The sequence below is a fragment of the Eggerthella sinensis genome, from assembly GCF_003339815.1.
GTDB lineage: Bacteria > Actinomycetota > Coriobacteriia > Coriobacteriales > Eggerthellaceae > Eggerthella > Eggerthella sinensis.
The window spans coordinates 47,032-68,426 of record NZ_PPTT01000007.1 but is presented as its reverse complement, the minus strand read 5'-3'; the positions used below and the strand labels follow the sequence as shown (position 1 = coordinate 68,426).

The 21,395-nt window shown below is 60.5% G+C and carries 22 protein-coding genes; 3 read left to right on the top strand and 19 right to left on the bottom strand.

The features are described from left to right. Window positions 1–155 precede the first annotated feature (155 nt). The 11 genes from cysS to C1876_RS05640 form a co-directional block, all read right to left on the bottom strand. Window positions 156–1,661 (bottom strand): cysteine--tRNA ligase, encoded by a 1,506-nt coding sequence (gene cysS / locus C1876_RS05690; protein WP_114545752.1) that lies wholly within the window; start codon window positions 1,659–1,661, stop codon window positions 156–158. Between the two features lie 111 nt (window positions 1,662–1,772). After that, on the bottom strand, window positions 1,773–2,327 hold the full coding sequence (ispF, locus tag C1876_RS05685; protein ID WP_114545751.1) for a 2-C-methyl-D-erythritol 2,4-cyclodiphosphate synthase: 555 nt from the start codon (window positions 2,325–2,327) through the stop codon (window positions 1,773–1,775). Further along, window positions 2,327–3,169: a 2-C-methyl-D-erythritol 4-phosphate cytidylyltransferase gene (gene ispD / locus C1876_RS05680; RefSeq protein WP_114545750.1), complete on the bottom strand. Its 843-nt coding sequence runs from the start codon at window positions 3,167–3,169 to the stop codon at window positions 2,327–2,329. Before ispD ends, ispF begins: the two co-directional genes overlap by 1 nt. A gap of 26 nt (window positions 3,170–3,195) precedes the next feature. After that, window positions 3,196–4,140, bottom strand: a complete 945-nt coding sequence (locus C1876_RS05675; protein ID WP_114545749.1) for a serine O-acetyltransferase — start codon at window positions 4,138–4,140, stop codon at window positions 3,196–3,198. 165 nt (window positions 4,141–4,305) lie between these two features. Continuing rightward, window positions 4,306–6,870 carry an ATP-dependent Clp protease ATP-binding subunit gene (locus C1876_RS05670; RefSeq protein WP_114545748.1) on the bottom strand — a complete coding sequence of 855 codons (2,565 nt, stop codon included), beginning with the start codon at window positions 6,868–6,870 and terminating at the stop codon, window positions 4,306–4,308. A 305-nt stretch (window positions 6,871–7,175) separates the two neighbouring features. Then, window positions 7,176–9,119, bottom strand: a complete 1,944-nt coding sequence (lysS, locus tag C1876_RS05665; RefSeq protein WP_114545747.1) for a lysine--tRNA ligase — start codon at window positions 9,117–9,119, stop codon at window positions 7,176–7,178. Between the two features lie 72 nt (window positions 9,120–9,191). Next, entirely contained in the window at window positions 9,192–9,662 is a 471-nt protein-coding gene (gene greA / locus C1876_RS05660) for a transcription elongation factor GreA (protein WP_114545746.1), read from the bottom strand. A 173-nt stretch (window positions 9,663–9,835) separates the two neighbouring features. Beyond that, complete coding sequence (gene tatA, locus C1876_RS05655; protein ID WP_114545745.1) at window positions 9,836–10,096, bottom strand: twin-arginine translocase TatA/TatE family subunit; 261 nt, start codon at window positions 10,094–10,096, stop codon at window positions 9,836–9,838. Window positions 10,097–10,386: 290 nt separating this feature from the next. Continuing rightward, window positions 10,387–11,721, bottom strand: coding sequence for an ABC transporter permease family protein (locus tag C1876_RS05650; protein WP_114545744.1), 1,335 nt, complete (start codon window positions 11,719–11,721; stop codon window positions 10,387–10,389). Beyond that, on the bottom strand, window positions 11,718–12,452 hold the full coding sequence (locus tag C1876_RS05645; protein WP_114545743.1) for an ABC transporter ATP-binding protein: 735 nt from the start codon (window positions 12,450–12,452) through the stop codon (window positions 11,718–11,720). The genes C1876_RS05650 and C1876_RS05645 overlap by 4 nt, the downstream gene beginning before the upstream one ends. Window positions 12,453–12,508: 56 nt before the next feature. Then, on the bottom strand, window positions 12,509–13,471 hold the full coding sequence (locus C1876_RS05640) for a helix-turn-helix transcriptional regulator (RefSeq protein WP_114545742.1): 963 nt from the start codon (window positions 13,469–13,471) through the stop codon (window positions 12,509–12,511). Window positions 13,472–13,749: 278 nt separating this feature from the next. Here C1876_RS05640 and C1876_RS18200 point away from each other — a divergent pair, with 278 nt between their 5' ends. Further along, window positions 13,750–14,175, top strand: coding sequence for an RNA polymerase sigma factor (locus C1876_RS18200; protein WP_114545741.1), 426 nt, complete (start codon window positions 13,750–13,752; stop codon window positions 14,173–14,175). A gap of 156 nt (window positions 14,176–14,331) precedes the next feature. After that, entirely contained in the window at window positions 14,332–14,727 is a 396-nt protein-coding gene (locus tag C1876_RS05630) for a hypothetical protein (RefSeq protein ID WP_211309507.1), read from the top strand. Between the two features lie 109 nt (window positions 14,728–14,836). Here C1876_RS05630 and C1876_RS17490 read toward each other — a convergent pair whose 3' ends face one another. The 7 genes from C1876_RS17490 to C1876_RS05600 form a co-directional block, all read right to left on the bottom strand. Continuing rightward, window positions 14,837–15,022 (bottom strand): hypothetical protein, encoded by a 186-nt coding sequence (locus tag C1876_RS17490; RefSeq protein ID WP_148044507.1) that lies wholly within the window; start codon window positions 15,020–15,022, stop codon window positions 14,837–14,839. 425 nt (window positions 15,023–15,447) lie between these two features. Then, window positions 15,448–16,089 carry a DUF5028 domain-containing protein gene (locus C1876_RS05625; RefSeq protein ID WP_114545740.1) on the bottom strand — a complete coding sequence of 214 codons (642 nt, stop codon included), beginning with the start codon at window positions 16,087–16,089 and terminating at the stop codon, window positions 15,448–15,450. Then, entirely contained in the window at window positions 16,058–16,720 is a 663-nt protein-coding gene (locus C1876_RS05620; protein WP_211309506.1) for an ABC transporter ATP-binding protein, read from the bottom strand. The genes C1876_RS05625 and C1876_RS05620 overlap by 32 nt, the downstream gene beginning before the upstream one ends. Window positions 16,721–16,722: 2 nt before the next feature. Then, window positions 16,723–17,565, bottom strand: coding sequence for a DUF2705 family protein (locus tag C1876_RS05615; RefSeq protein WP_114545738.1), 843 nt, complete (start codon window positions 17,563–17,565; stop codon window positions 16,723–16,725). Further along, entirely contained in the window at window positions 17,562–18,416 is an 855-nt protein-coding gene (locus C1876_RS05610) for a hypothetical protein (RefSeq protein WP_114545737.1), read from the bottom strand. Before C1876_RS05610 ends, C1876_RS05615 begins: the two co-directional genes overlap by 4 nt. A gap of 25 nt (window positions 18,417–18,441) precedes the next feature. Further along, window positions 18,442–19,116 carry a DUF5027 family lipoprotein gene (locus C1876_RS05605; RefSeq protein WP_114545736.1) on the bottom strand — a complete coding sequence of 225 codons (675 nt, stop codon included), beginning with the start codon at window positions 19,114–19,116 and terminating at the stop codon, window positions 18,442–18,444. A 68-nt stretch (window positions 19,117–19,184) separates the two neighbouring features. Continuing rightward, window positions 19,185–19,640, bottom strand: coding sequence for a DUF2712 domain-containing protein (locus C1876_RS05600; protein WP_114545735.1), 456 nt, complete (start codon window positions 19,638–19,640; stop codon window positions 19,185–19,187). Window positions 19,641–19,998: 358 nt separating this feature from the next. On the opposite strand from C1876_RS05600, the gene istA reads away from it, so the two are divergent. Beyond that, entirely contained in the window at window positions 19,999–20,763 is a 765-nt protein-coding gene (istA, locus tag C1876_RS05595) for an IS21 family transposase (protein ID WP_114545734.1), read from the top strand. 366 nt (window positions 20,764–21,129) lie between these two features. On the opposite strand, the gene C1876_RS05585 is transcribed toward istA, so the two are convergent. Further along, window positions 21,130–21,387 carry a helix-turn-helix domain-containing protein gene (locus C1876_RS05585; protein WP_114545732.1) on the bottom strand — a complete coding sequence of 86 codons (258 nt, stop codon included), beginning with the start codon at window positions 21,385–21,387 and terminating at the stop codon, window positions 21,130–21,132. Between the last annotated feature and the right edge of the window lie 8 nt (window positions 21,388–21,395).

The following is a 21,395-nucleotide window of genomic DNA, read 5'->3' as shown; positions in this document are numbered from 1 at the left end:
TGCCTTTCCCCTGGCGCGGGGCGGGACATGCGGGCGATTGCGCGCGTGCCGCGCCGATTCGCGACGGGCGCGGCATGCGATCGGCGCGGCGCAAGACGCCCAACCCCAAAGCAATACGCCGCGCCAAAAAAAGGCTCAATCGCACCCGAAAAGAGCTACCCCTCGTAGCTTACGCGGGCTCCTTGCGGGGTGTCCTCGATGGTGAAGCCGAGGCCGGTCAGGCCGTCGCGGACGGCGTCGGCTTTGCCCCAGTCCTTCGCGGCGCGCGCGTCGGCGCGGGCTGCCAGCAACGCGTCCACAGCCTCGACGGCGTCAGAGCCCTCGTAGCCGGCGATCTCGGCCGCCAGCGACACGACCTCAACCGGATACGCCGTGACGGCGCACGCATCGGCTGCGGCCTCCACGTTGATGCCGAACACGCCCATGAGCTCCACGATGGCGGTGCGCGCCTCGCGCACGGCCGGCACGTCGGTGATGGAGATGGTCTTGTCGGCCGTCTGCCCGTTCACCTCGGCTACGAAGTCGAACACTTCGCCAAGCGCCTTGCACGTGTTGAAGTCGTCGTCCATGGCCAGGATGAAGGCCACCTTCGTCTCCTTCGCGCGCTTCATGAGCTCGCGCGTGTCGAGCGGCGACGGGATGTCCTGGGCGTTCTCCACCAGCCAGTCGAGGTTCTTCACCGTGTTCTCGATGCGGCAGAGCGCCGCGCCGGCCTCGGCCAGACGCTCGTCGGAAAAGTCGAGCGGCGAGCGGTAGTGCGTCTGCAGCATGAGGAAGCGCAGCACCTCGGGGCGCACGACGGCCAGCACGTCGCGCAGCAGCTTGAAGTTGCCCAGCGACTTGCTCATCTTCTCGGCGTTGATCTGCAACATGCCGCCGTGAATCCAGTAGTTCGCGAACGTGCAGCCGCACGCGGCCTCGCTTTGCGCGCGCTCGTTCTCGTGATGCGGGAACACGAGGTCGGCGCCACCGCCGTGGATATCGAACGGCAGGCCCAGGTACTTGCGCGACATGGCCGAGCACTCGATGTGCCAGCCGGGACGACCCATGCCCCAAGGCGACTCCCAGGCGGGCTCGCCGGGCTTCGCGGCCTTCCATAGCGCGAAGTCGAGCGGGTCGCGCTTGCGGTCGCTCACGCCTTTGTCGTCGGCGCGCAGCTCGCGGTGGCCGCTCTCCATCTCGTCCACGTTGCGACCCGACAGCTCGCCGTACGCGGGGAACGAGCGCACGCTGAAGTACACGTCGCCGTCCACGTCGTAGGCGTTCCCGCCGTCGATGAGCTCCTGGATGAGCTCGATCATCGCGGGAATCTCCTCGGTGGCCTTCGGGCGGATGTCGGGGTCGAGCACGCCGGCGGCGCGCATGTCGGCGATGAACGCCTCGGTGTATTCGGCGGCCACCTCGGCGGCGCTGCGGCCTTCCTCGAGCGACTTGCCGATGATCTTATCGTCCACGTCGGTGACGTTCTGCACGAACGTCACGTCGAAGCCGCGCCACATGAGGTAGCGGCGGATCACGTCGAAGCTGATGAACGTGCGCGCGTTGCCGATGTGGATGTAGTTGTACACGGTCGGGCCGCACACGTACATGCCCACCTTGCCGCGCTCGCGCGTCTCGAAGTCCACTTTCTCGCGCGTCTTCGTGTTGTAAAGCCTGATCATAGAAGTATCCTCGCATCCTGCCTGTTCAAACGTCGCCTCCACGCGGCGCGCGTCGGCCCTAGATTCTAGCACAGCATCAAACGCGCGAACGCGCGTGCCCCCGCCCGCCGATCAGCGGCGGAACAGTAGACAGACGGCGGTCGCAGAGATGCCCTCCTCGCGGCCCTCGAATCCCAAATGCTCGGTGGTGGTTGCCTTCACGCCCACGTTCTCCACCGCGATGCCCATGGCGGCGGCCAGGTTCTCGCGCATGGCCTCGCGAAACGGCGAAAGCTTCGGCGCCTGCGCGGCAACGACGGAGTCCACGTCGAGGATGTCGTAGCCCTCGGCGCGCACCTTGTCGGCCACGGCGGCCAGCAGCTTGAGCGAGTCGGCGTCCTTGAACGCGGGGTCGGTGTCGGGGAACAGCTTGCCGATGTCGCCGCCGCGGATGCCGCCCAACAGCGCGTCGGAGATGGCATGCGCCAGCACGTCGGCGTCCGAATGGCCCAAGAGCCCCCGCGTGTGCGGGATGTCCACGCCGCCCAAGATGAGCTTGCGCCCCTCGGCGAACGCGTGCACGTCGTAGCCCTGCCCGATGCGCAAGGACGCAGGATTGAACGGCTGATGCTCGGGATCCTTCGACTCCGCGCTGCGCGCTCCGCTCAGGATGACAGGTTCCGCCATTACTCCTCGACCCCCTTCATGTACATCGTGCGCACGGCGGCGGCCAGCATGAGGTAGTCCTCCGGCACGGTCAGCTTGATGTTGTCGCGCTTGCCCTCCACCACGAGCACGCGGCCGCCCAACCGCTCGATGAGCGACGAGTCGTCGGTGCCCATGAAGCCGTCGGACAGCGCGGAGGCGTGCGCGCGGCGGTAGATGCCGGCGCGGAACACCTGCGGCGTCTGCGCGTTCCAGAACACGCGACGGTCGGGCGTGCCCACGATCACGCCGTTCTCCACCACCTTGAGCGTGTCGACGGCCGGATGCGCCACCACGGCGCCGTCGCAGTCGATGTTGCCCTTGAGCGTGGCGATGGTGTGCGCGATGAGGTCGGGCGAGATGAGCGGGCGGGCGCCGTCGTGCAGGATGACGTACTCGTAGTCGTCCGGCACGTATTCCAGGCCCGAGAACGCGGATTCCTGACGGCTCGGCCCCGCCGGCGCCACCACGATGGGCGTCACGAACGGGAACGGGTCGATGGCGCGCTTGAGATACTCGCTGCAGCGGTCCTCGGGGCACACGATGACGATGAGCCCGATATCGCCCACGGCGTCGAACGCCTCGGCCGACCAGGTGAGGATGGGCTTGCCGGCGATCTCGACCAGCTGCTTGCCGCCCTCTTTGCCGAAGCGGTCGCCCGTGCCTCCGGCCAGGATGATGGCCGCCGTCTGCGGGTTCTTGTCCACCGCGCCCTTGAGGCCTCCCATCGCCTGCGTCAGCGCGTCGAAGTCCAGATCGTTCAGCGCAAGCTCGGGCGCGCCGAGCACCGCGGACGAGAACACCGGGTCGATTGTCTGCGTCATAGGGTCTTCCTCTCCGCCATGGGTTGTTAGTCCCGCTCGCCCGGCTGGCGCACGGTGATCTCCTGCGCCTTCAGCGACACGCGCGAATTGGGGGGAACCGACGAGGTGACGAACGTGGAACCGGCGATGACCGACCCCGCCCCCACCACCGTTTCCCCGCCGAGCACCGAGGCGTTGGAGTAGATGGTCACGTCGTCTTCGATGGTGGGATGGCGCCGCACCCCGGCAAGGCGCTGCCCGCCGCGCGTGGACAGCGCGCCCAGCGTCACGCCCTGGTACAGCTTCACGTGATCGCCGATGACGGTGGTCTCGCCGATCACCACGCCCGTGCCGTGGTCGATGAAGAAGTACTCGCCGATCTCGGCACCGGCGCCGATGTCGATGCCCGTGCCGCTGTGCGCCAGCTCGGTCATGATGCGCGGGATGATGGGCACGTTCTGCTGGTACAGCACGTGGGCGATGCGGTAGACGTAGATGGCGTACAGGCCCGGGTACGAGAAGATGACCTCCTCCTTCGACCCCGCGGCCGGATCGCCGTCGTAGAGCGCCTGCACGTCGGTGAGCAGCACCCGCTGGATGCTGGGCAGCTCGTCGAAGAACACCGTGCACACCTCGGAGGCGCGCTCGCAGATATGCTCGGGCGTGGTGCCGCCGCACAGGTGGCGCGCCGGATCGACCACCGCGTCGTCGCGGTCGTCGGACGTGTACGTGAGGGCGAGCACGATCTGCTCGCGCAGCACGCGCTCGATCTGGATGAGCGTCTCGCCGATGAAATACTCCGGGCTGGTGGACGGCGTGAGCATCTCCTCGCCGAAGTAGCCCGGGAACAGCACCCGACGCAAGTCTTTGAGCACGCCCTTCACGGCCATGCGGCTGGGAAACCGCCGTCCGGGCTTCGTGAAGAATATCTCGTCGGCTTCGTAGTTCTTCTCGATGGCTTTCACGATGCGATCGAGGTTGTCTCCGAACATGGAACCTCCTGAAATCGGGTCGTTCGCTGCGCTTCCCCCGATACCGATTCGGTAGGCTTGCGATGTTCCTAGTATACGACAAATGCGGGCGCAGGACACAAGAAACCCCTGCTCCTCGGGCTTCGGATTCCAACCCAAGGAACAGGGGCACACGGAACGGCGCTGCTAGTCGGCCGCGCCGCCCGACATCGAGCCGCCGGTGTTCACGCCGGCATGGCCCAGGTCGTAGTTCGTCAGCAGCAACTCGGCTTCGCGAGCGATGCTGTCGCGCTTGCGAGGCGCGGGAATCGAGCCCGAACCCGTGGTGAACACAAGCTCGCCGTCCACCGCATCCACCTCGATGATGGAGCCACTCGTCCACTTGCCTTCGAGGATTTCCTCAGACAGCGGGTCCTCCAGCAAACGCTGGATGGCGCGGCGCAGCGGGCGGGCGCCGTACGCGGCGTCGGTGCCTTCCTTGGCGATGAGCTTGCACGCCCCCTCGGTGAGGTTGATGGACATGTTCTGCTCGATCAAGCGCTCGCGCAGGTCGGCCACCATGAGCTTGACGATTTTGGAGATCTGGTCGTCGTTCAAGGACTTGAACACGATCATCTCGTCGATGCGGTTCAGGAACTCAGGCCTGAACAGCTTCTTCATCTCGGCCATGACGCGGCTCTTGATCTCCTTGTCGGACAGCCCCGCGTGCTCCTCGGTGGAGAAGCCCAGCGTGGTGGGCTGGGCGATTTCGCGCGCGCCCACGTTCGAGGTCATGATGATGACCGCGTTGCGGAAGTCCACCGTGCGACCCTGCGCGTCCGTCAAGCGACCCTCTTCCAAAATCTGGAGCAGGATGTTGAACACGTCGGGGTGCGCTTTCTCGATCTCGTCGAACAGCACCACCGAGTAGGGGCGCTGGCGCACGGCCTTCGTCAGCTGGCCGCCCTCGTCGAAGCCCACGTAGCCCGGAGGCGAACCCACGAGACGGCTCACGCTGTGCTTCTCCATGTACTCGGACATGTCGAAGGACAACAGCGCGTCCTCGGAGTTGAACAGGAACTCGGCCAACGCCTTCGACAGCTCCGTCTTGCCCACGCCCGAGGGGCCCAGGAAGATGAACGAGCCGGCGGGGCGCTTCGGGTCCTTGAGGCCGGAACGCGAGCGGCGGATGGCCTTCGACAGCGCCGTGACGGCCTCTTCCTGGCCGATGACACGCTCGTGCAGCGCGCTTTCCATGCGCAGCAGCTTCTCGGTCTCGGCTTCGGTGAGGTTCGACACGGGCACGCCCGTGCTCATGGACACCACGTCGGCGATGTCCTCCACGGTAACCTGATGGACGGACTTCTGCGCGTCCTCTTCCCACTTCTTCTCGGCTTCGACGCGCTTGGCCTTGAGCTCGGACTCCTGGTCGCGCAGCTGGGCGGCGCGCTCGAAGTCCTGGGCGGCAATGGCCGAATCCTTCTCGCCGCGGATCGTGCGCAGCTCTTCATCGAGCTCGCGCAGCTCCTTGGGCAGCGTCATGTTCCGGATGCGCATGCGCGCGCCCGCCTCGTCCAGCACGTCGATGGCCTTGTCGGGCAGGAAGCGGTCCTGAATGTAGCGGCTGGACAGCGACACGGCGGCTTGCAGCGCCTCGTCGGTGAAGTGCACCTGGTGGTGCGCCTCGTAGCGGTCGCGCAGACCCTCCATGATGCGCAGCGCCTGCTCCTCGTTCGGCTCGCCCACGGTGATGGGCTGGAAGCGACGCTCGAGCGCGGAGTCCTTCTCGAAGTGCTTGCGGTACTCGTCGATGGTGGTGGCGCCCACCACCTGGATCTCGCCGCGGGACAGCGGCGGCTTCAGGATGGCGGCCGCGTCGATGGAGCCCTCGGCCGAGCCCGCGCCGATGAGCGTGTGGATCTCGTCGATGAACAGGATGATGTCGCCCGCGTCCATCACTTCCTTGATGCACTTCTTCAGGCGTTCCTCGAACTCGCCGCGGTACTTGGAACCGGCCACGAGCGCGCTCACGTCGAGCGTGAACAGGCGCTTGCCGCGCAGGATGTCGGGCACCTGGTTCGACACGATGAGCTGGGCCAGGCCTTCGGCCACGGCGGTTTTGCCCACGCCCGGCTCGCCGATGAGCAGCGGGTTGTTCTTCTGGCGGCGGCTGAGCACCTGCATGACGCGCTCGATTTCGCCCGCGCGGCCGATGACCGGGTCGAGCTTGCCGTCGCGCGCCTTCTGCGTGAGGTCGGTGCCGAACTCCTTGAGCACGCTGTCCGACGACCCGGCGTTCGGGTCGAAGGGGTTGCGCCCGGCGTAGACGGGGCTCTGCCCCACCAGGTCGTTGAGCGCGCTGCGCACGTCGTCGCCCGACACGCCGAGGCGCGTGAGCACCTCGAGCGCGGTGCCGTCGCCCTCGCGCACGATGCCGAGCAGCAGGTGCTCGGTGGAGATGTAGGATTGTCCCATCTGCATGGCCTCGCGCAGGCTGTTCTCCAGCACGCGCTTGACGCGCGGCGTGAAGGACAGGTGGCCCGACACGTCCGTGTCCTCGTCGATGGTGACCACCTGGCGGATGGCCTGCACGACGGCGTCGTACTTCACGTTGAGGCGCTCGAGCGCCTGGGCGGCCAAGCCGTCCTTCTCTTGGATGAGGCCGAGCAGGATGTGCTCGGTGCCCACGTAGGGTTGATGGAGGGAGCGCGCTTCGTCCTGAGCCAGGACGAGCACTTTGCGCGCCTTGTCCGTAAACTTCTCAAATGACATGTAAGCCTCGTTTCTTGAGGATGCTTCCGTGTATCGCGTACTATGTTAGCACTCTCCTTGAAAGAGTGCTAACGCGACGCATCCCGCACACGCCTGCTCCATAACTTGCGGCGATGCGGCGACCCGTTCATCCTACCACGACCTCTCCCGCTGCTCGTCCAAGCCTCGGGACGCTTCCGAACGTGATCGCATCCGACAAGGATTCGTAACGTGCGACGCCGCGGGGGTCCGCTCCGTCCCGCATGCACGAGGGCCGCCCGCGTTGTGCGGACGGCCCTCGGGAAGCATGACGGTGCAGGGAGCGGTTAGTACAGCTTCGCTCCGGCGGGGATGCGGTCGTCAACCATGAGCAGGTTGAGGCGTTCCTCGCCCTCCTCCTCGTGAATGGCCGACAGCAGCATGCCGCACGAATCGACGCCCATCATCTTGCGCGGCGGCAGGTTGGTGATGGCGATGAGCGTGCGACCCACCAGCTCCTCCGGCTCGTAGTACGCGTGGATGCCGGACAGGATGACGCGATCGGCGTCCGTGCCGTCGTCGAGCGTGAACTGCAGCAGCTTCTTGCTCTTCGGAACGGCGATGCACTCCTTCACCTTCACGGCGCGGAAGTCCGACTTGCTGAACGTGTCGAAGTCCACCTCGTCGGCGAACAGCGGCTCGACGACCGCCTTCGAGAAGTCGATGGGAGCCGCAGCGGCCGCCGTCGCGGCGACCGGCGCCTCGGCCGCGGCAGCGCGCGGACGCCCGCCCGCCGGAGCCTCGTCGCGCATGTGCGGGAACAGCAGCACGTCGCGGATGGACGGGGCGTCGGCCAGCAGCATGACCAGGCGGTCGATGCCGATGCCGCAGCCGCCCGCCGGGGGCATGCCGTACTCGAGCGCGCGCACGTAGTCGTCGTCGTAGCCCATGGCCTCGTCGTCGCCGAGGTCCTTCGCCTCAACCTGCGCGCGGAAGCGCTCGGCCTGGTCGACCGGGTCGTTCAGCTCGCCGAAGGCGTTGGCGTACTCGTGACCGCAGATGAACAGCTCGAAGCGCTCGGTGAGGTTCGGGTCGCCGGCCTTCTTCTTGGCCAGCGGCGACACCTCGATGGGGTGCTCGGTGACGAAGGTGGGCTGGATGAGCTTCTCCTCGGCCACGGCCTCGAAGATCTCGGCGATGAGCTTGCCCTTGCCCCATGCGGCCTCGGCGTGGCCGCCGTTGCGCTCGAGGATTTCCACGAGCTCGTCGCGCGTGCGCTCGAAGCTCACGTCCTCGCCCGCGCCGGCGCTGGCCAGCTCGATCATGGTGGCGCGACGCCACGAGCCGCTCAGGTCGACGGTCTGGCCCTGGTACTCCACCTGCATCGTGCCGCATGCGGCGAGCGCCGCAGCCTGCACGACGCCCTGCGTGAGCTCCATCATGCCCTCGAGGTCGCTGAACGCCTGGTAGAACTCCATCGTGGTGAACTCGGGGTTGTGGTACGGGTCCATGCCCTCGTTGCGGAACTGGCGCCCGATCTCGAACACCTTCTCGAAGCCGCCCACGATCAGGCGCTTGAGATGCAGCTCGGTGGCGATGCGCAGGTAGAAGTCCTTGTCGAGCGCGTTGTGATGCGTGACGAAGGGACGCGCGTTCGCGCCGCCGAGGATGGGGTGCAGGATGGGCGTCTCAACCTCGTAGAAGCCCTCGCCCTCCATGTAGCGGCGAATGGCGGAAACCACCTTGAAGCGCTTCTCGAACGTGTCGCGCACCTCGCGGTTCATGACGAGGTCCACGTAGCGCTGACGGTAGCGCGTCTCCTTGTCGGCCAGGCCGTGGAACTTCTCGGGAAGCGGGCGCAGGCTCTTGCTGAGCAGCTCGAACGACGTCACCGACACGGACAGCTGCCCGCGCTTCGTACGCATCATGGTGCCCTCGACGCCAATCCAGTCGCCCACGTCGAGATCCTTGAGCTCGGCGAACATATCCTCGCCCAGCGCGTTGATGCGGCAGAACAGCTGCATGTCGCCCGAGGAGTCGCGCAGTTCGAGGAACGCGAGCTTGCCCTGGTCGCGCTTGGCCATGACGCGGCCCGCCACCTTCACCTCGTCCTCGGTGGACGCGCCGTCCTCGAGGTTGGCGTAGCGCTCGGCCAGCTCGGCCAGATGGTGCGAGTACTTGAACGCGTGGCCGTACGGGTCCTTGCCCGCCGCAAGCAGCGCCTCGCGCTTCGCGCGCCGCACCGCGATAGGATCGTCTTCGATAATCTGCGTTTCGATGGTTTCGCTCATAGGTTGTCCTTGAAAATACCGGTTGGCGTGATACGTCGGCGAGCCGGCGGCCGTCGGGCCGCCGGAACGTTCTTAGTGCTCGAGCTTCTCGATCGTCATGACGATCTTGCGGCCGGTCGGGCCCGTGGTTTCCACCACGTCGCCCTTCTTGTGGCCCAGCAGCACCGAGCCCACCGGCGACTCGTTGGAAATCCTGCCCGCAGCGGAATCGCTCTCCGCGCCGCCCACGATGGTGAACACGCGCTCGCGGCCGCCCATGTTGACGGTCACCGTCGAGCCGATGTGCACGCTGTTCGAGCGCTTCGGCGCGTTGACCACCGTCGCCTCGCTCAGGATGCGGCTGATCTCGGCGATGCGCGCCTCCATCATGCCCTGCTCGTTCTTGGCGTCGTCGTACTCGGAGTTCTCCGAGATGTCGCCGAACTCGCGCGCCACCTTGATGCGCTCGCCGATTTCGGCGCGCTTCTCGGTTTCGAGGAAATGGAGCTCTTCCTCGAGCTTGTCCTTGCCCTCCTGCGTGAGGATGAAGTTGCTGTCTGCCATGTTGGTTCACCTGTCCAATTACAAAAACATGCACGCTCATTCCTACAAGCGTGCGTACCGATACCTATTACTGTGGGAAACATGAATCGGCGAACACCCGCCGATATGAAAAAAGCGGTATGTGCAAGGCGACGAGGCGTCTACACATACCGCGAACCAGACCTAATCGTGTGCTACTCGGCCTTTTTCTTAGCCGCGGTCGTCGTCTTCTTGGCCGTGGTGGTCTTCTTGACCGGCTCCTCGACCTCTTCGACTTCTTCCTCGTCGTCGGCTTCTTCGATGTTCTTATCGCCGCCGCCCATACCTTCACGCAGGTTCTTGACGGTCTTGCCGATAGCGCCACCGAGCTTCGGGAGGTTCTTCGGCCCGAAGATGAGCAGGATTACCGCGAGAATGATGAGAAGCTCAGGCATTCCCATTCCCAGGATTTTCATACGTTCCTCCAAGTTGCTCGTGCGAAGCGCGCCTCTCGCAGCTTCGCCCACTCTGACCATGTCAGAATAGCCTACCTATGCAAAAAAGGGATGCTCTTTATCGAAAGTACATCCCCTTCAGCTCCATGGTTAGATTGACGGGCTTTGCACCAACCCGCAACCTTCGATGACTCCCCACAAGGAGCGCTAACAAAAATAGCATTGAACCGGGCGAAAAACAACCCTCAACCGAGCGAAATGACAAGGTCTGTCGAAATTGCACGGACGATTCGCGCAGGTGGCCCGCTCCCCTATTCGCCCGCCGCTAGAGCGGGCGCGATGTCGCGCGCGAGGGCGGCGCAGGTAGGAACGAGCGTCGCCGCAAGGACCAGCGCGAATCCCGCGAGGGAGACGACGAATCCCTCGCCGAAGGAGAGGCCGCCGAAGGGCGGCAGGCCCACCGCGGACGCGACGATGCCGTTCGACGCCGCCACGACGGCCGCGCCCACGAGCGTCGCGGTGGACACGTGGATGAACGCCTCGCACGCGGCCGCGGCAACGAGCGTGCGGGGATGCGCGCCGCTCGCCACGAGCAGGGCCACGTCGCGTGCGCGCGACTTCGACGTCATCACCACGCTCACCGCCGCCCCGACAGCGCACAGCAGAATGGGACCGCCCAGCAGCAGCACGGCCGACGTCCAGTCGAGGGTGGCGCTGTAGCCGGCCAACCCGTGCTGGCGAATGTAGCCCTCCAACAGCGTGCCGAGCGAGAAGATGCCCGCTACCAGGCTGAACCCCACCACCACGGGCATCTCGACCGATGTCGAGGCGGCAAGGCCGTAGCGGGCGGTGTGCCGCGCGAGGTACCAGGCGTTCCACCGCCGCTGCGGCACGAGCCGCGTCCAGGCGGCCAGCAGCGCGGAAAGCACGGCCGACGCCACCGGCACGAGCGTCGCCACCAAGAGAAGCGGCAGGTACAGCGACTTCCCCAGATCGCGCAGATCGGCCCCGAACAGGGAAGCGGCCAGTTGCACCGTGCCGAACGCGAGGGCGGCGAACAGCAGCAGGCGCAGCGCCGTGACCCCCTTGCGCACGGGCTCCGGCTCACACAGGGCGGTCATGGGCGACGTCCTCCCCGCGCTGCGCGCGCCCCTCAGGCCTCCGAGCGCGAACACCGCCGCCACCACGAGCCACACGAGCGGCAGCAGCGACGCGCCCACCTGACATACCACCTGGTCGATCGGCTGGTAGTCGGGCGAGCTGAACACCCAGGGAAACAGCGGCTCGAACGTGGCCGCCTCCAGCAGCGTGCCGCAGGCCGCCCCCAGCACCGCCACCGTCGCCAGCTGCGCGAGCACCACGCGGCTCACCTGGCGCGGCGACACGTTCGCCAGCTGCCAGAGGGCGTAGGAGCGTCGCTGCGCCGACACGGTCAGGTTCGCGGTGGTCATGAGCACGGCGATGGCGGCCACCGAGGAGAAGAGCAGGATCGCCCAGCCGAGATCCCGCAGGTTCGGGTACGGCTCCGCAGTCACCGCAAGCGACACCACCCACCCGCCGATGTAGCCGCAGGCCACGGCCACGGCGAACGCGCCGATCCACGTGGCGGCGTGATCGCGCAGGTCGAGGAACACGAGCCGGATCATCGCTGCACCTCCATCGCCTCGAGGATGGCGGGCGCCGTCGCCCGTCCCAGCTCCTTGATGATGCGGCCGTCCTTGAGCACGAGCACGCGGTCGGCGAGGGACGCCGCTTCCAGGTCGTGCGTCACCATCACCACCGAGCGGTGCGGGTCGTCGCCGATGGCGCGCAGCATGCGCAGCACCTCGCGCCCGTTCGCGGAGTCGAGCGAACCCGTGGGCTCGTCGGCGAACACCACGTCGGCGCCGCCAGCGAGGGCGCGGGCGATGGCCACGCGCTGCTGCTCGCCGCCCGACATATCGGCGGGACGGTCCTTCTCGCGGCCGCTCAGCCCGACGTTTTCCAGCACGGCGCCCGTCTGCCCCTTTGCAAGCGGGCGGCCCGCCAGGCGCGCGGGCAGCGCCACGTTGTCGCCCGCATTGAGCGAGGGGATGAGGTTGTACGACTGGAAGATGAAGCCCACGTGATCGCGGCGCGTCTTCGCAAGCGAGGCGCGGTTCGCCTTGACCACCTGCGCGCCCATGACCTCGATGGAGCCCGCGTCCGCCACCTCGAGTCCCGAGAGGCAGTACAGCAGCGTCGACTTGCCCGAGCCGCTCGGACCGACGATGCTCACCATTTCGCCCGCCTCGACCGAAAGCGACACGTCCTTCAGCACGTCGACCGTTCGCCGCTCGCGCTTCTTCCCCGTGCAGAACGACTTGTGAATATGGCGCGCAACAACCGTGGCACTCATATGCCCTCCTCAGATTCGTTTGATTATTGGTTTGTATACGGTGGTGCTTGCGGAAGTTAGCGGCCGCTTCGCGCGGTGCGGACCGCCTTGATGATGGCGCACACGATGCCGCCGACCGCCCATGCCAGCAGGAACATCCGATTCGCCGGCGTGAACAGCAGCGCCAGGCCCGCCACCGTGGCGGCGCCCATGACCGCGGCGTACACGCTGCGCTCGCGCTTGGCGCGCCGGGCGCGCTCGCGCAGCTGCCCATCGTCCAGGGAGTCGATCTGCTCCTCGTCCATGACGTGCAGCGACGTGCGGTTGTACTTCGCCAGATTGCAGCGCGACCCCAGCAGGCTGCCGCGTATGATGACGAACACGCCCGCCGCAACGAGCAGCAGGCAGGCCGCGCTTGCCAGCCACACGTCCGCCTGCAGCACGACGGCCGCCACCGCCCCTGCCATGATCAGGCCGACGCCGCAGGTGAGGCCCTTCGTCAGCGACGAGCGCGCCCGGCTCTTCTCCTCGGCCGTGTAGAAGTCCTCCACGAAGGGGTGCGCCTTGCGGAACGCGCTGCGCTGCAACGCCGCGGGCAGCATGAGCGCAAGACCTGCCGCCGCGCCGATGAACAGGAGCGCGTAGGCGTAGTTGCGCGCATCGGCGCCCGGCACGATCGCCGGATCGGAGAACAGCACGGTCAGCGCGACGCCCGCGATGATGGCGGCCACGCCGAGCGGCAGCCTCAACGCGAAGGCGCGCATGGCCTGATCGTAGCCCGTCACATCCTGCGGCACGGCGCTTGCGGGCATGGCGACGGCCGCGGGGGCCGCGCGCCCGGTGAGATCGCCCGTTACGAGTTCGTCGAGCGTGCACTCGAACAGGGCGCACAGCCGAAGCAGCTTGTCCATCTCGGGGTAGGCGCGCTCCGCCTCCCATTTGGACACGGATTGGCGGCTCACGCCGAGCAGCATGGCAAGCTGCTCTTGCGTCATGTTGCGCGTCGCCCGAAGATGCTGCAGATTGTCGCGAAAGCTCATGGGGTCATCCTTCTCACTGCGCCGAAATGTCCAGCGCGTTGGCTACGTCCCCCATTGTGCCGTTGCGCGCGCCGCCGATCCACCAACTTGCGGCTTCTTTTTCGCCGAACGCCCGACAACCCCCGGTAGCGAACCCCAGGTCAGGTATTGTTCGCACGAGGCAGCATCATGAAAACCGACGAAGCAGGAGGAGTCGTATGAGGTTTTACCAACATACCACGTCTCGGTCCCTAGAGGTAACGGGGCGCATGCAGACATTGAAGTGACGGAAACCGTCTTTGAGGCACTCATCGACTTGCAGAGAGAATACTGGCGGCTCGAACGCAGAGAGTCCCGCCACATGCAGCAGCTTCGCGCGCAATCCTGAGCAGGCGCTCGTAGAGCGTCTTGAAACAGGAGAAATCTACCGGGCGCTGCGCGGTCTCTCCGATGTTCAACAAAGACGTTTTCTCATGAGACACCTTGAGGAACGTTCCGTCAAGCAGATCGCCCAATCAGAAGGATGCTCGGAACGAGCAGTAAAATACAGCCTGAACCACGCCCGAAAGAACCTCCGAGAGATGCTATCGGAGCATGCGGCACAGGAAGTGTTGCAGGTGTATATGCAGAAGCGCTTGCTCGAACAAGTTCGTTGTCCTCTACTTCGGCCCCATCACAGCTGTATGCGTGTGAAGTTGTCAAGGAGGGCCCCGGCGGCAAGGTAGACGCCGCACTCCCCACGTTCGATCTGTCCGCTTTTTCTACCGAGACGACAAGCCCGGCTCTGTATTCCTCATCGAACAAGTCGGCGGAGAGGGCAACGCCGCCGCACCATCCATGAATAGCAACAGATCTTGTGTCTTAGTCATAGCACCGCTTTTATGGAAAAGACGCTACAATTCCATCATAAAAGCAGTATGAATCTCTATAAGACGTCGGCGTGCATTTGTCTATCAAGCTACACCTTTCAAACAGACCTACATACGCGTTCTTCAACAGCGCACGGAACGTCGAGTAACCTGCTGGACTCCATGCCGACATCCACCATGCTATCCAACTCAGAGTTCGTCGCGATGCTCAGCCAAGCCGCCTCCGACCGCTGGAAGCTCGGCGACCTCCTCGGCATCAGCCCCGAGCAGATGGGCTACATCACCAATGCCAACGAGAGTTGCGGCCTGCTTCGATACGGCAGCACGCTCGTCCCCTTCGTGAACAAATTCCCGAAGGGCCGTCAAAGCAGATCAGCAACTTGGCTTGTCCCTCCGTTTGACCGATAAATGACACCCCTTAGTTTGCCCCAGGCTTATTAAACGCTTGCTATTTTGGTCACTTTACTATTGGAAGTGTAAAATTGATTTATATTAGAGAGCGAAGTCGATAATCTGACTATCGGTCTGAACCCAATCCTGCCGTGTCCCCGTACTTCCGGCTTTTTGCTGGGAGTATGCTTTCATTCGTAGTTTCTGCTCTGATATTGTTACACTTGGCTAGTATGGAATCGTGAAGTTCCGAGGCAACAGTTATAGCTCGCATCATTTCCTTATATGCTTTTATGTATTCCATTTCTTTCATCTGTTCTTGCCTCCTTCGAGTTAATATCCTTTCTACAAACACTTTGATAGTTATCAAAATGCTCATATATATTACTTTTAAGCACATGAAATACATGTATTGGCAGATTTATAGCGAGACCAAGTCAGACGGACAAACTTCCATACTGAATGTAATGGTGAGGTTGCTGGGACTATGTTGTCCGTTTTTCAACAGCATTACCTCTGGTGCGACGTCTGCTTTCAACTTGAGGAATTGGTTTTACCTGGGGTATGGTGCGCAGTGATTGATATGTATCATTTAGTTTCCTCTGCACTTCTTCAGGGATGGCCGATTCTAAGCCTCCGCGTTGCAGACCGGAATCTTCATTAGACGGCTTTCTTAACATGAAGAGTCTCCCATCGTTTCCATTATCCACCACCCTGCCGATTCAAATAGTCTCGCCATTAATCGCTGAGGCTCACGTCTATCACCTTGCGCACAGGCGCGTTCGAGACGATGAATTCGAACGAGGCGTCCGTAATCGGCTGCTTGTACTCGATCTGATTCTCTTCGTCGTTGATGTTCACTTTATAAGGGATGAAAGTCGTGTACTCACTGTCTTTTGCAAGGCGTAAGTGAAACGCGTCCTTGGCATTGGGTTCGCTTTCTTCCCAAAGGTGGCGCGCGTACATGAAATAGTCGTTCTTTCTTTTGGGGATGAGCTTGCAATCGAAGATGAAAATTGCCCCGTCTTCATTACCGACGTTCTTAGCCTCGACTTCGAGGCAAACGACGCTTTGTCCGTCCAGTCCTTCGACCGTGTTTCCCTCATCCTGCCCATACTCTTCGATGTACTCGTTGTAGGACATCAACCGAGCGCTGTTTACCTTTATGGAATAACCCTGTGTGTTCTCAATATCCCTCTTGTAGATGAAGGCACCATCGAGGTCGACCCACTCACCCATGCCATAATGCTCCACTTCGATGGCAGTCGCATTGGCGTTGACAAAGTATATCCTCACACCCACGGCGCATACCAACGCCAAAATAGAGGCTACGATTATGGCACGTTTTCTACTCAACGCCGCCCACCTCCTCGCCGACATCCTCGTAGCCGACAATGCGTCCGCTTTCCATAAAGTACACTTTGTCGGCCAACTCGTGCAAGATAACCTGATCGTGACAGGTTATTACGACTGTAGCGCCTCGGGCCTTCTCTTCAAACACGATGTCTTTTAAAATGTCGACGCCTGCGGAATCAAGCGCATTCGTCGGCTCGTCGAGCAATACTATTTCGGGTTCTTCAAGAATTGCCGCAGCTATACCGAGGCGCTGCTTCATGCCGAGCGAATATTTCCGGTATTTCTTCTTGTCATCCGGATCTAGCCCTACTTTCCGGATAACCTCTCCGATCCGATCCTTACCCACCCTATTTCTTATAGAAGCTATCATTTCGAGGTTAGCGAATCCGGTGTAGGTGTCGAGGAACGCCGGGTTCTCGATAAGAACCCCTACGCTGTCAGGGAAAGCCATATCGCGCCACAACAGCTTGCCGTCTATCTCCACCATCCCATCGGACGGCTTGACCAAGGCGGCTATAACCCTCATGAGCATGGTCTTGCCCGACCCGTTGATACCACTTAAACCTGTGACCACGCCAGACTCAGCGGTCATGCTCACGTTCTCCAAGACCATCGACCCTTTAATGCTCTTCGTAACGCCTTCTATTTTAATCATCTTCATTGCTCCCAATCGAGAATGTCCAAACGTTTGAAAAGAACGCCGCCCATTACAACAACTGCAGCAATCAGTATGCAAGAGATAGCTGCTCCGATTTGCCAGCTCAATCCTCCATCCACGAAGCAAATGCTTCGCGCAGCCATCATATAGTTGCCTATCAGCCAGGGAGATTGAAAGTAAGCCGACAGAAAGAGCACTCCTATAGTGACGATATAGCTGAACATGGGTCTGATCAGAAGGGATAGCAAAAGCTGTACGCAACACAGTGCCACGGTCATGAAAGGAACCACTAGGAGCAGACCTGTCATATCCCACGGACGTGGCAGCAAAATCGTAGTATCGAATTGAAGGACAATGGGGACGATTTCGGAAACGTCAAACGAAAAGTCCCCGCCGGAAATCAACGTCCAAAGCGCCGAGCTGGCAAACCCAACGATGAAGAACGACAGTACACTCAGCGCGACCCATACGCATTTGGAAAGCCACCACAGCGTCCTGCTCCCCGAGACGATTATCAAATGCTTGCCCATCCCCATAAGATCATGGTAAGGATAGTTTAAGGTGATGTACGCCATGAAAAGAAATGCTAGCATCCAAGCAGCAGGAAAGCTAAACGGATTTGAGGGATCAAACATGTATTCTTTCATACCGCACATCATATTGACTAGATAATCGCCAAAGGTGAGAGACGAGCTCATTTCGTACAGTGGGGCAATCGGCTGCACCGATATAGTGAGAGATATAGAAAGTAAGCCGAAAATTATGAAAGCAACTAGGTACCTCCTCCACTCGCGCAGGATACCGTTTTTGACATCAAACCATATGAACCGTAATCTGTTCATAAGATATCCTTGCGGTAATTTGCCAAGGTGACCACTACCACGATCGCTATGAGCAATGCGAATTCAGCGAGTATCACGTAACCGTTTGAGAAAAACGCAGTTCCCGTGCCGCGCAGGTATGTGAATGGCGTCAATCCAGGATGGACGGTGACGACGCCGATCAGCTTTTCCTCGAAGAACTTGAGGAAGACGAGGAACAAGAACGGACCCACCATCAACGCGATGCGGTTCCTGATGAAAAAGGACAGCGACATAACAAAACTGGCCCAAAGCCCCGCGAACGTGAAATTCATACATACAAACATCAGACAATAGAGAACAGGAGCGTTGTAGTAGATCTCCGACCACAAGCTCTCTGCATATATCCCCACGTAGATAACCGCGTAGATATCCGGCATATAGGCGGGCATCAAACAAGCGCAAAGAACCAAATTCAATATGATCGGAGCCACAACAACCGCACCGCCAGAAATGAACGTCGCAAGATATTTGGCGGCATAATAACTCTTTCTCGATGTTCTCGTGACTGAGTTCTTGATAGCTCCGTTCTTACGCTCTGACAAGAACGACCACGCGTTCGGAAGCGTCGCGAGCAGAGGTAGTAGAACAAAGAAAAAATCCGTCGCTGGCTGCAAGTAGTCCGTCACTATCCAGTATTTGAAACAAGACAGCGGGGACAGCATCATATATGCTTGATCTATATATTTGAGTCCTATAGTCATGGAATCGTAATCTTGGATAGCGTTTGCTGCAAAACTTACAATAGCAAGGGTGCAGCCGATCCCCAGCGCTATGAAGAACCATTTGCTAGACAGGGATTTTCTGATTTCTGTCGTGTAAATGTTGAGCATCTCATCACCTTAAAACTCTATTTAATCAACTTTCAGCGACAACGATTTGGAATTTTTCGTTGTTGTTAATTCCTATCATGAAGACTAAGGTTTCTCCGGCTTCTTTTTCAGTTAGCAGATACCCTAGTTCGAAGGTTTTTTCCTCGCCCTTTTCCAGCGTGTAGTGGTATATCTGCGTCGGAAGAGCATCTTCCTTCGTTCCGTTGAAATAAACCGGTTCGAAAGGGTAGCTGAACCCTCGGTCGGGTAAATCAGGTGCACAAAGTTTGAATTGACCGATGTTGAAACTATTGTCCTCAGATGTCGAAAGAGGCTCGGCATCGATATTCTTCAACTTGATTTTGCACTGGAGGTACTTTGAACCAGGCGTCACGTCCCCAACCGCTTCCAGAGCGTTTTCGGGAAGGCTCGCCTCTTCGACCGAATCATAGAGGACAGCCTCCTCCAAGATTATCCGCATCGTCCCCGACCAGTCCAGCACTGTATCGAAGCCATACTGCTCCCCCTCGGAGGCGTCTTCGGAAGACAGATCAAAAACCTCGCCTGTTTGGCGCATAACAACGTTTTCCTGCCTATACGCCTTGTCCTCTGCAGCCTTTTTCGCCGCTTGATCGATCGTGTAAGCGAAGTAGCCGCCAACACATCCCATGACGAGAAGGGCAGCCACAATGGATAGTATGACTATGTTTCTCTTTTTCAAGTATCCGCTCCTCCAATAGCAAGGAACGGTGCAGGAGAGTAACCCTTGCACCGTTCCCCAGTCAAATCCTAGTAGCCTGCGTTGATAATCGGGTAGGAACCCCAGCTGTCAGGGCTCCAGACACCGGAAGCAATGGTGCCGCTTCCCGAGCGCCATCCGGAGAGGCGCGCAGAGCGGTAGCCGCTCTCGTACACCGTCTGATAGATCTGGAACTCACCCCTGTAGTTCAGGTAAGCACGACCATTCGTGGTGCAATTGACCCCACCAGGTCCGTCCACGAAGAGCTGACAAGGGCTACCGAGGCTCTGCGCATGCACATACGTGGAAGAGGAATCGTCCTTCGCACGATATTCAGTCGCAGATGTCGTGCTCGAGTTGAGATTAAAGTAGAAGGGCGTGTCGGCCGTGTTGTAAGTGGAAATGCCTTCGTCGGCAAATGCAGGCACGGCGACGGCGAGCGAGCACATTGCAGCCACTACCCCCATGGCCAAGAACTTTTTCATACCGATGTGTGCAATCTTCATACATCCTCCTTTAAGAGAATTCTGATATTGCGTTCATGTCGACGTAGAACGATGGATCAATAATATCATCATTAAGGGCAAATTTGACGTTTATCGCTAAATTTTGACTAATTATTATGCCTACGGAGCAACGATGCCGGATTTCTACTGTAAATCGCCTGTTTACGTTAATCTAATTTTTACTTCTTTGCGCAAAACACCTTTTTCCTATTCGCACTAGAAATTTCAGCGTGAAACTTTCGGGTTTTGTAAGTGTCATGCCAAGCACACACGTAGGACGTACCCTTTTTCAAGTTGCCCAATGATCAACTCTGAAAGGGGCCGTCGGGAAGTGATTGACATAGAAAGAATCATCTAGATCAAAAGCTTATTCCGAAAGGGCAAGAGCATTGCCGCCATTGCAAGAGAGATTGGCATGTCAGAACCGACTGTGCGGAAGTACGCGAGGATGGAGGACTTCTCACCCGTCATGAGGGTGAAGGAGAAGCGGTCATCGAAGCTCGATAAATACGAGCCTTTGATCCGGCAATGGATGGAGGAAGACAGGAGGGTTTACCGCAAGCAACGACACACCATCACGCGCATCCGCGATAGGTTTAACGAGGAGTGCGATGCCGACGTTGGCTACACGACGGTGCGCAACTTCGTAAACGCCATCAGAGCAGAGGAGGCCCCTAAACCGAGCGGCCAGTACCTGCACTTGGTCTGGTACCCGGGCGAAGCCCAGATCGACTTCGGAGAGGCCGACTGCCTCATCAAAGGCAAGCTCGTCCGCATGCACTACCTCGTCGCGGTCTTCCCGTTCAGCAACGTGGGTTTCACTCAGCTTTTCCATGGGGAGACCGCCGAATGCGTCTGCCAGGGCCTCAAGGACGTGTTCGAGTATATGAAGGGCATCCCGAAGCGTTGCATTTTCGACAACGCGACCGGCGTGGGGCGCAGGATCTGCGACGAGACCCACCTGACGGACCTGTTCGGCCGCTTCTGCGTCCATTACGGGTTCGACGCCGATTTCTGCAACCCGTACTCGGGCAACGAAAAGGGCTGCGTTGAGAACAGGGTGGCTGCCTTCCGCAACAACCTTCTCGTCCCCGCGCCCGACTTCGACGATATCACCAGCTAAGCTCGCACGGGCGGCGATCGACCGAATCATCCATCGCGGGCATATGATGAAGCTCGAGGGGCCTGACAGGCGCATGCGCGACTCGCCGATGTATAACAGCAAGGACAAATCCCATCGGGAGCTGGAGAACCTCGGATCCGATGAGGCTGCATCTTCTAGCTATTCTGCTATCAGTTCGTTGTCGATGGCCTTTGCCTCAGACGGAGGTGACGCCCTCAGCCAATAGATGTTTTCAAAGGATACCGGGAGGACATGTCATTTTGCGAAACCCGAAAGTTTTTGTTTGCGAAAACCGTAAATGAGAAACGGTAAATCCCTTAGAAAAGTTGCGAAACACAAATCGCCTCCAAGAATCCTCGACGGAAATCATTCTGAGTAGTTGAAATCATCGTCAATCAGTTCGATGCCGTCCATCTCATCATCATCGATATAATCGATGATATCCCCAGGCTTGCAATTGAGCTCCTTGCAAAGCGCCGCAAGAGTCGAAAAGCGAATTGCCTTGACCTTGCCCGTCCTGATCTTTGATAAATTCGAAACCGCTATTCCGATTTTTTCCGCAACGTCGTTTACGGACCTACCGCGCTCTTTCATCACCTGCGTAAGATTCAGAACTATCGGCATGAGGCACC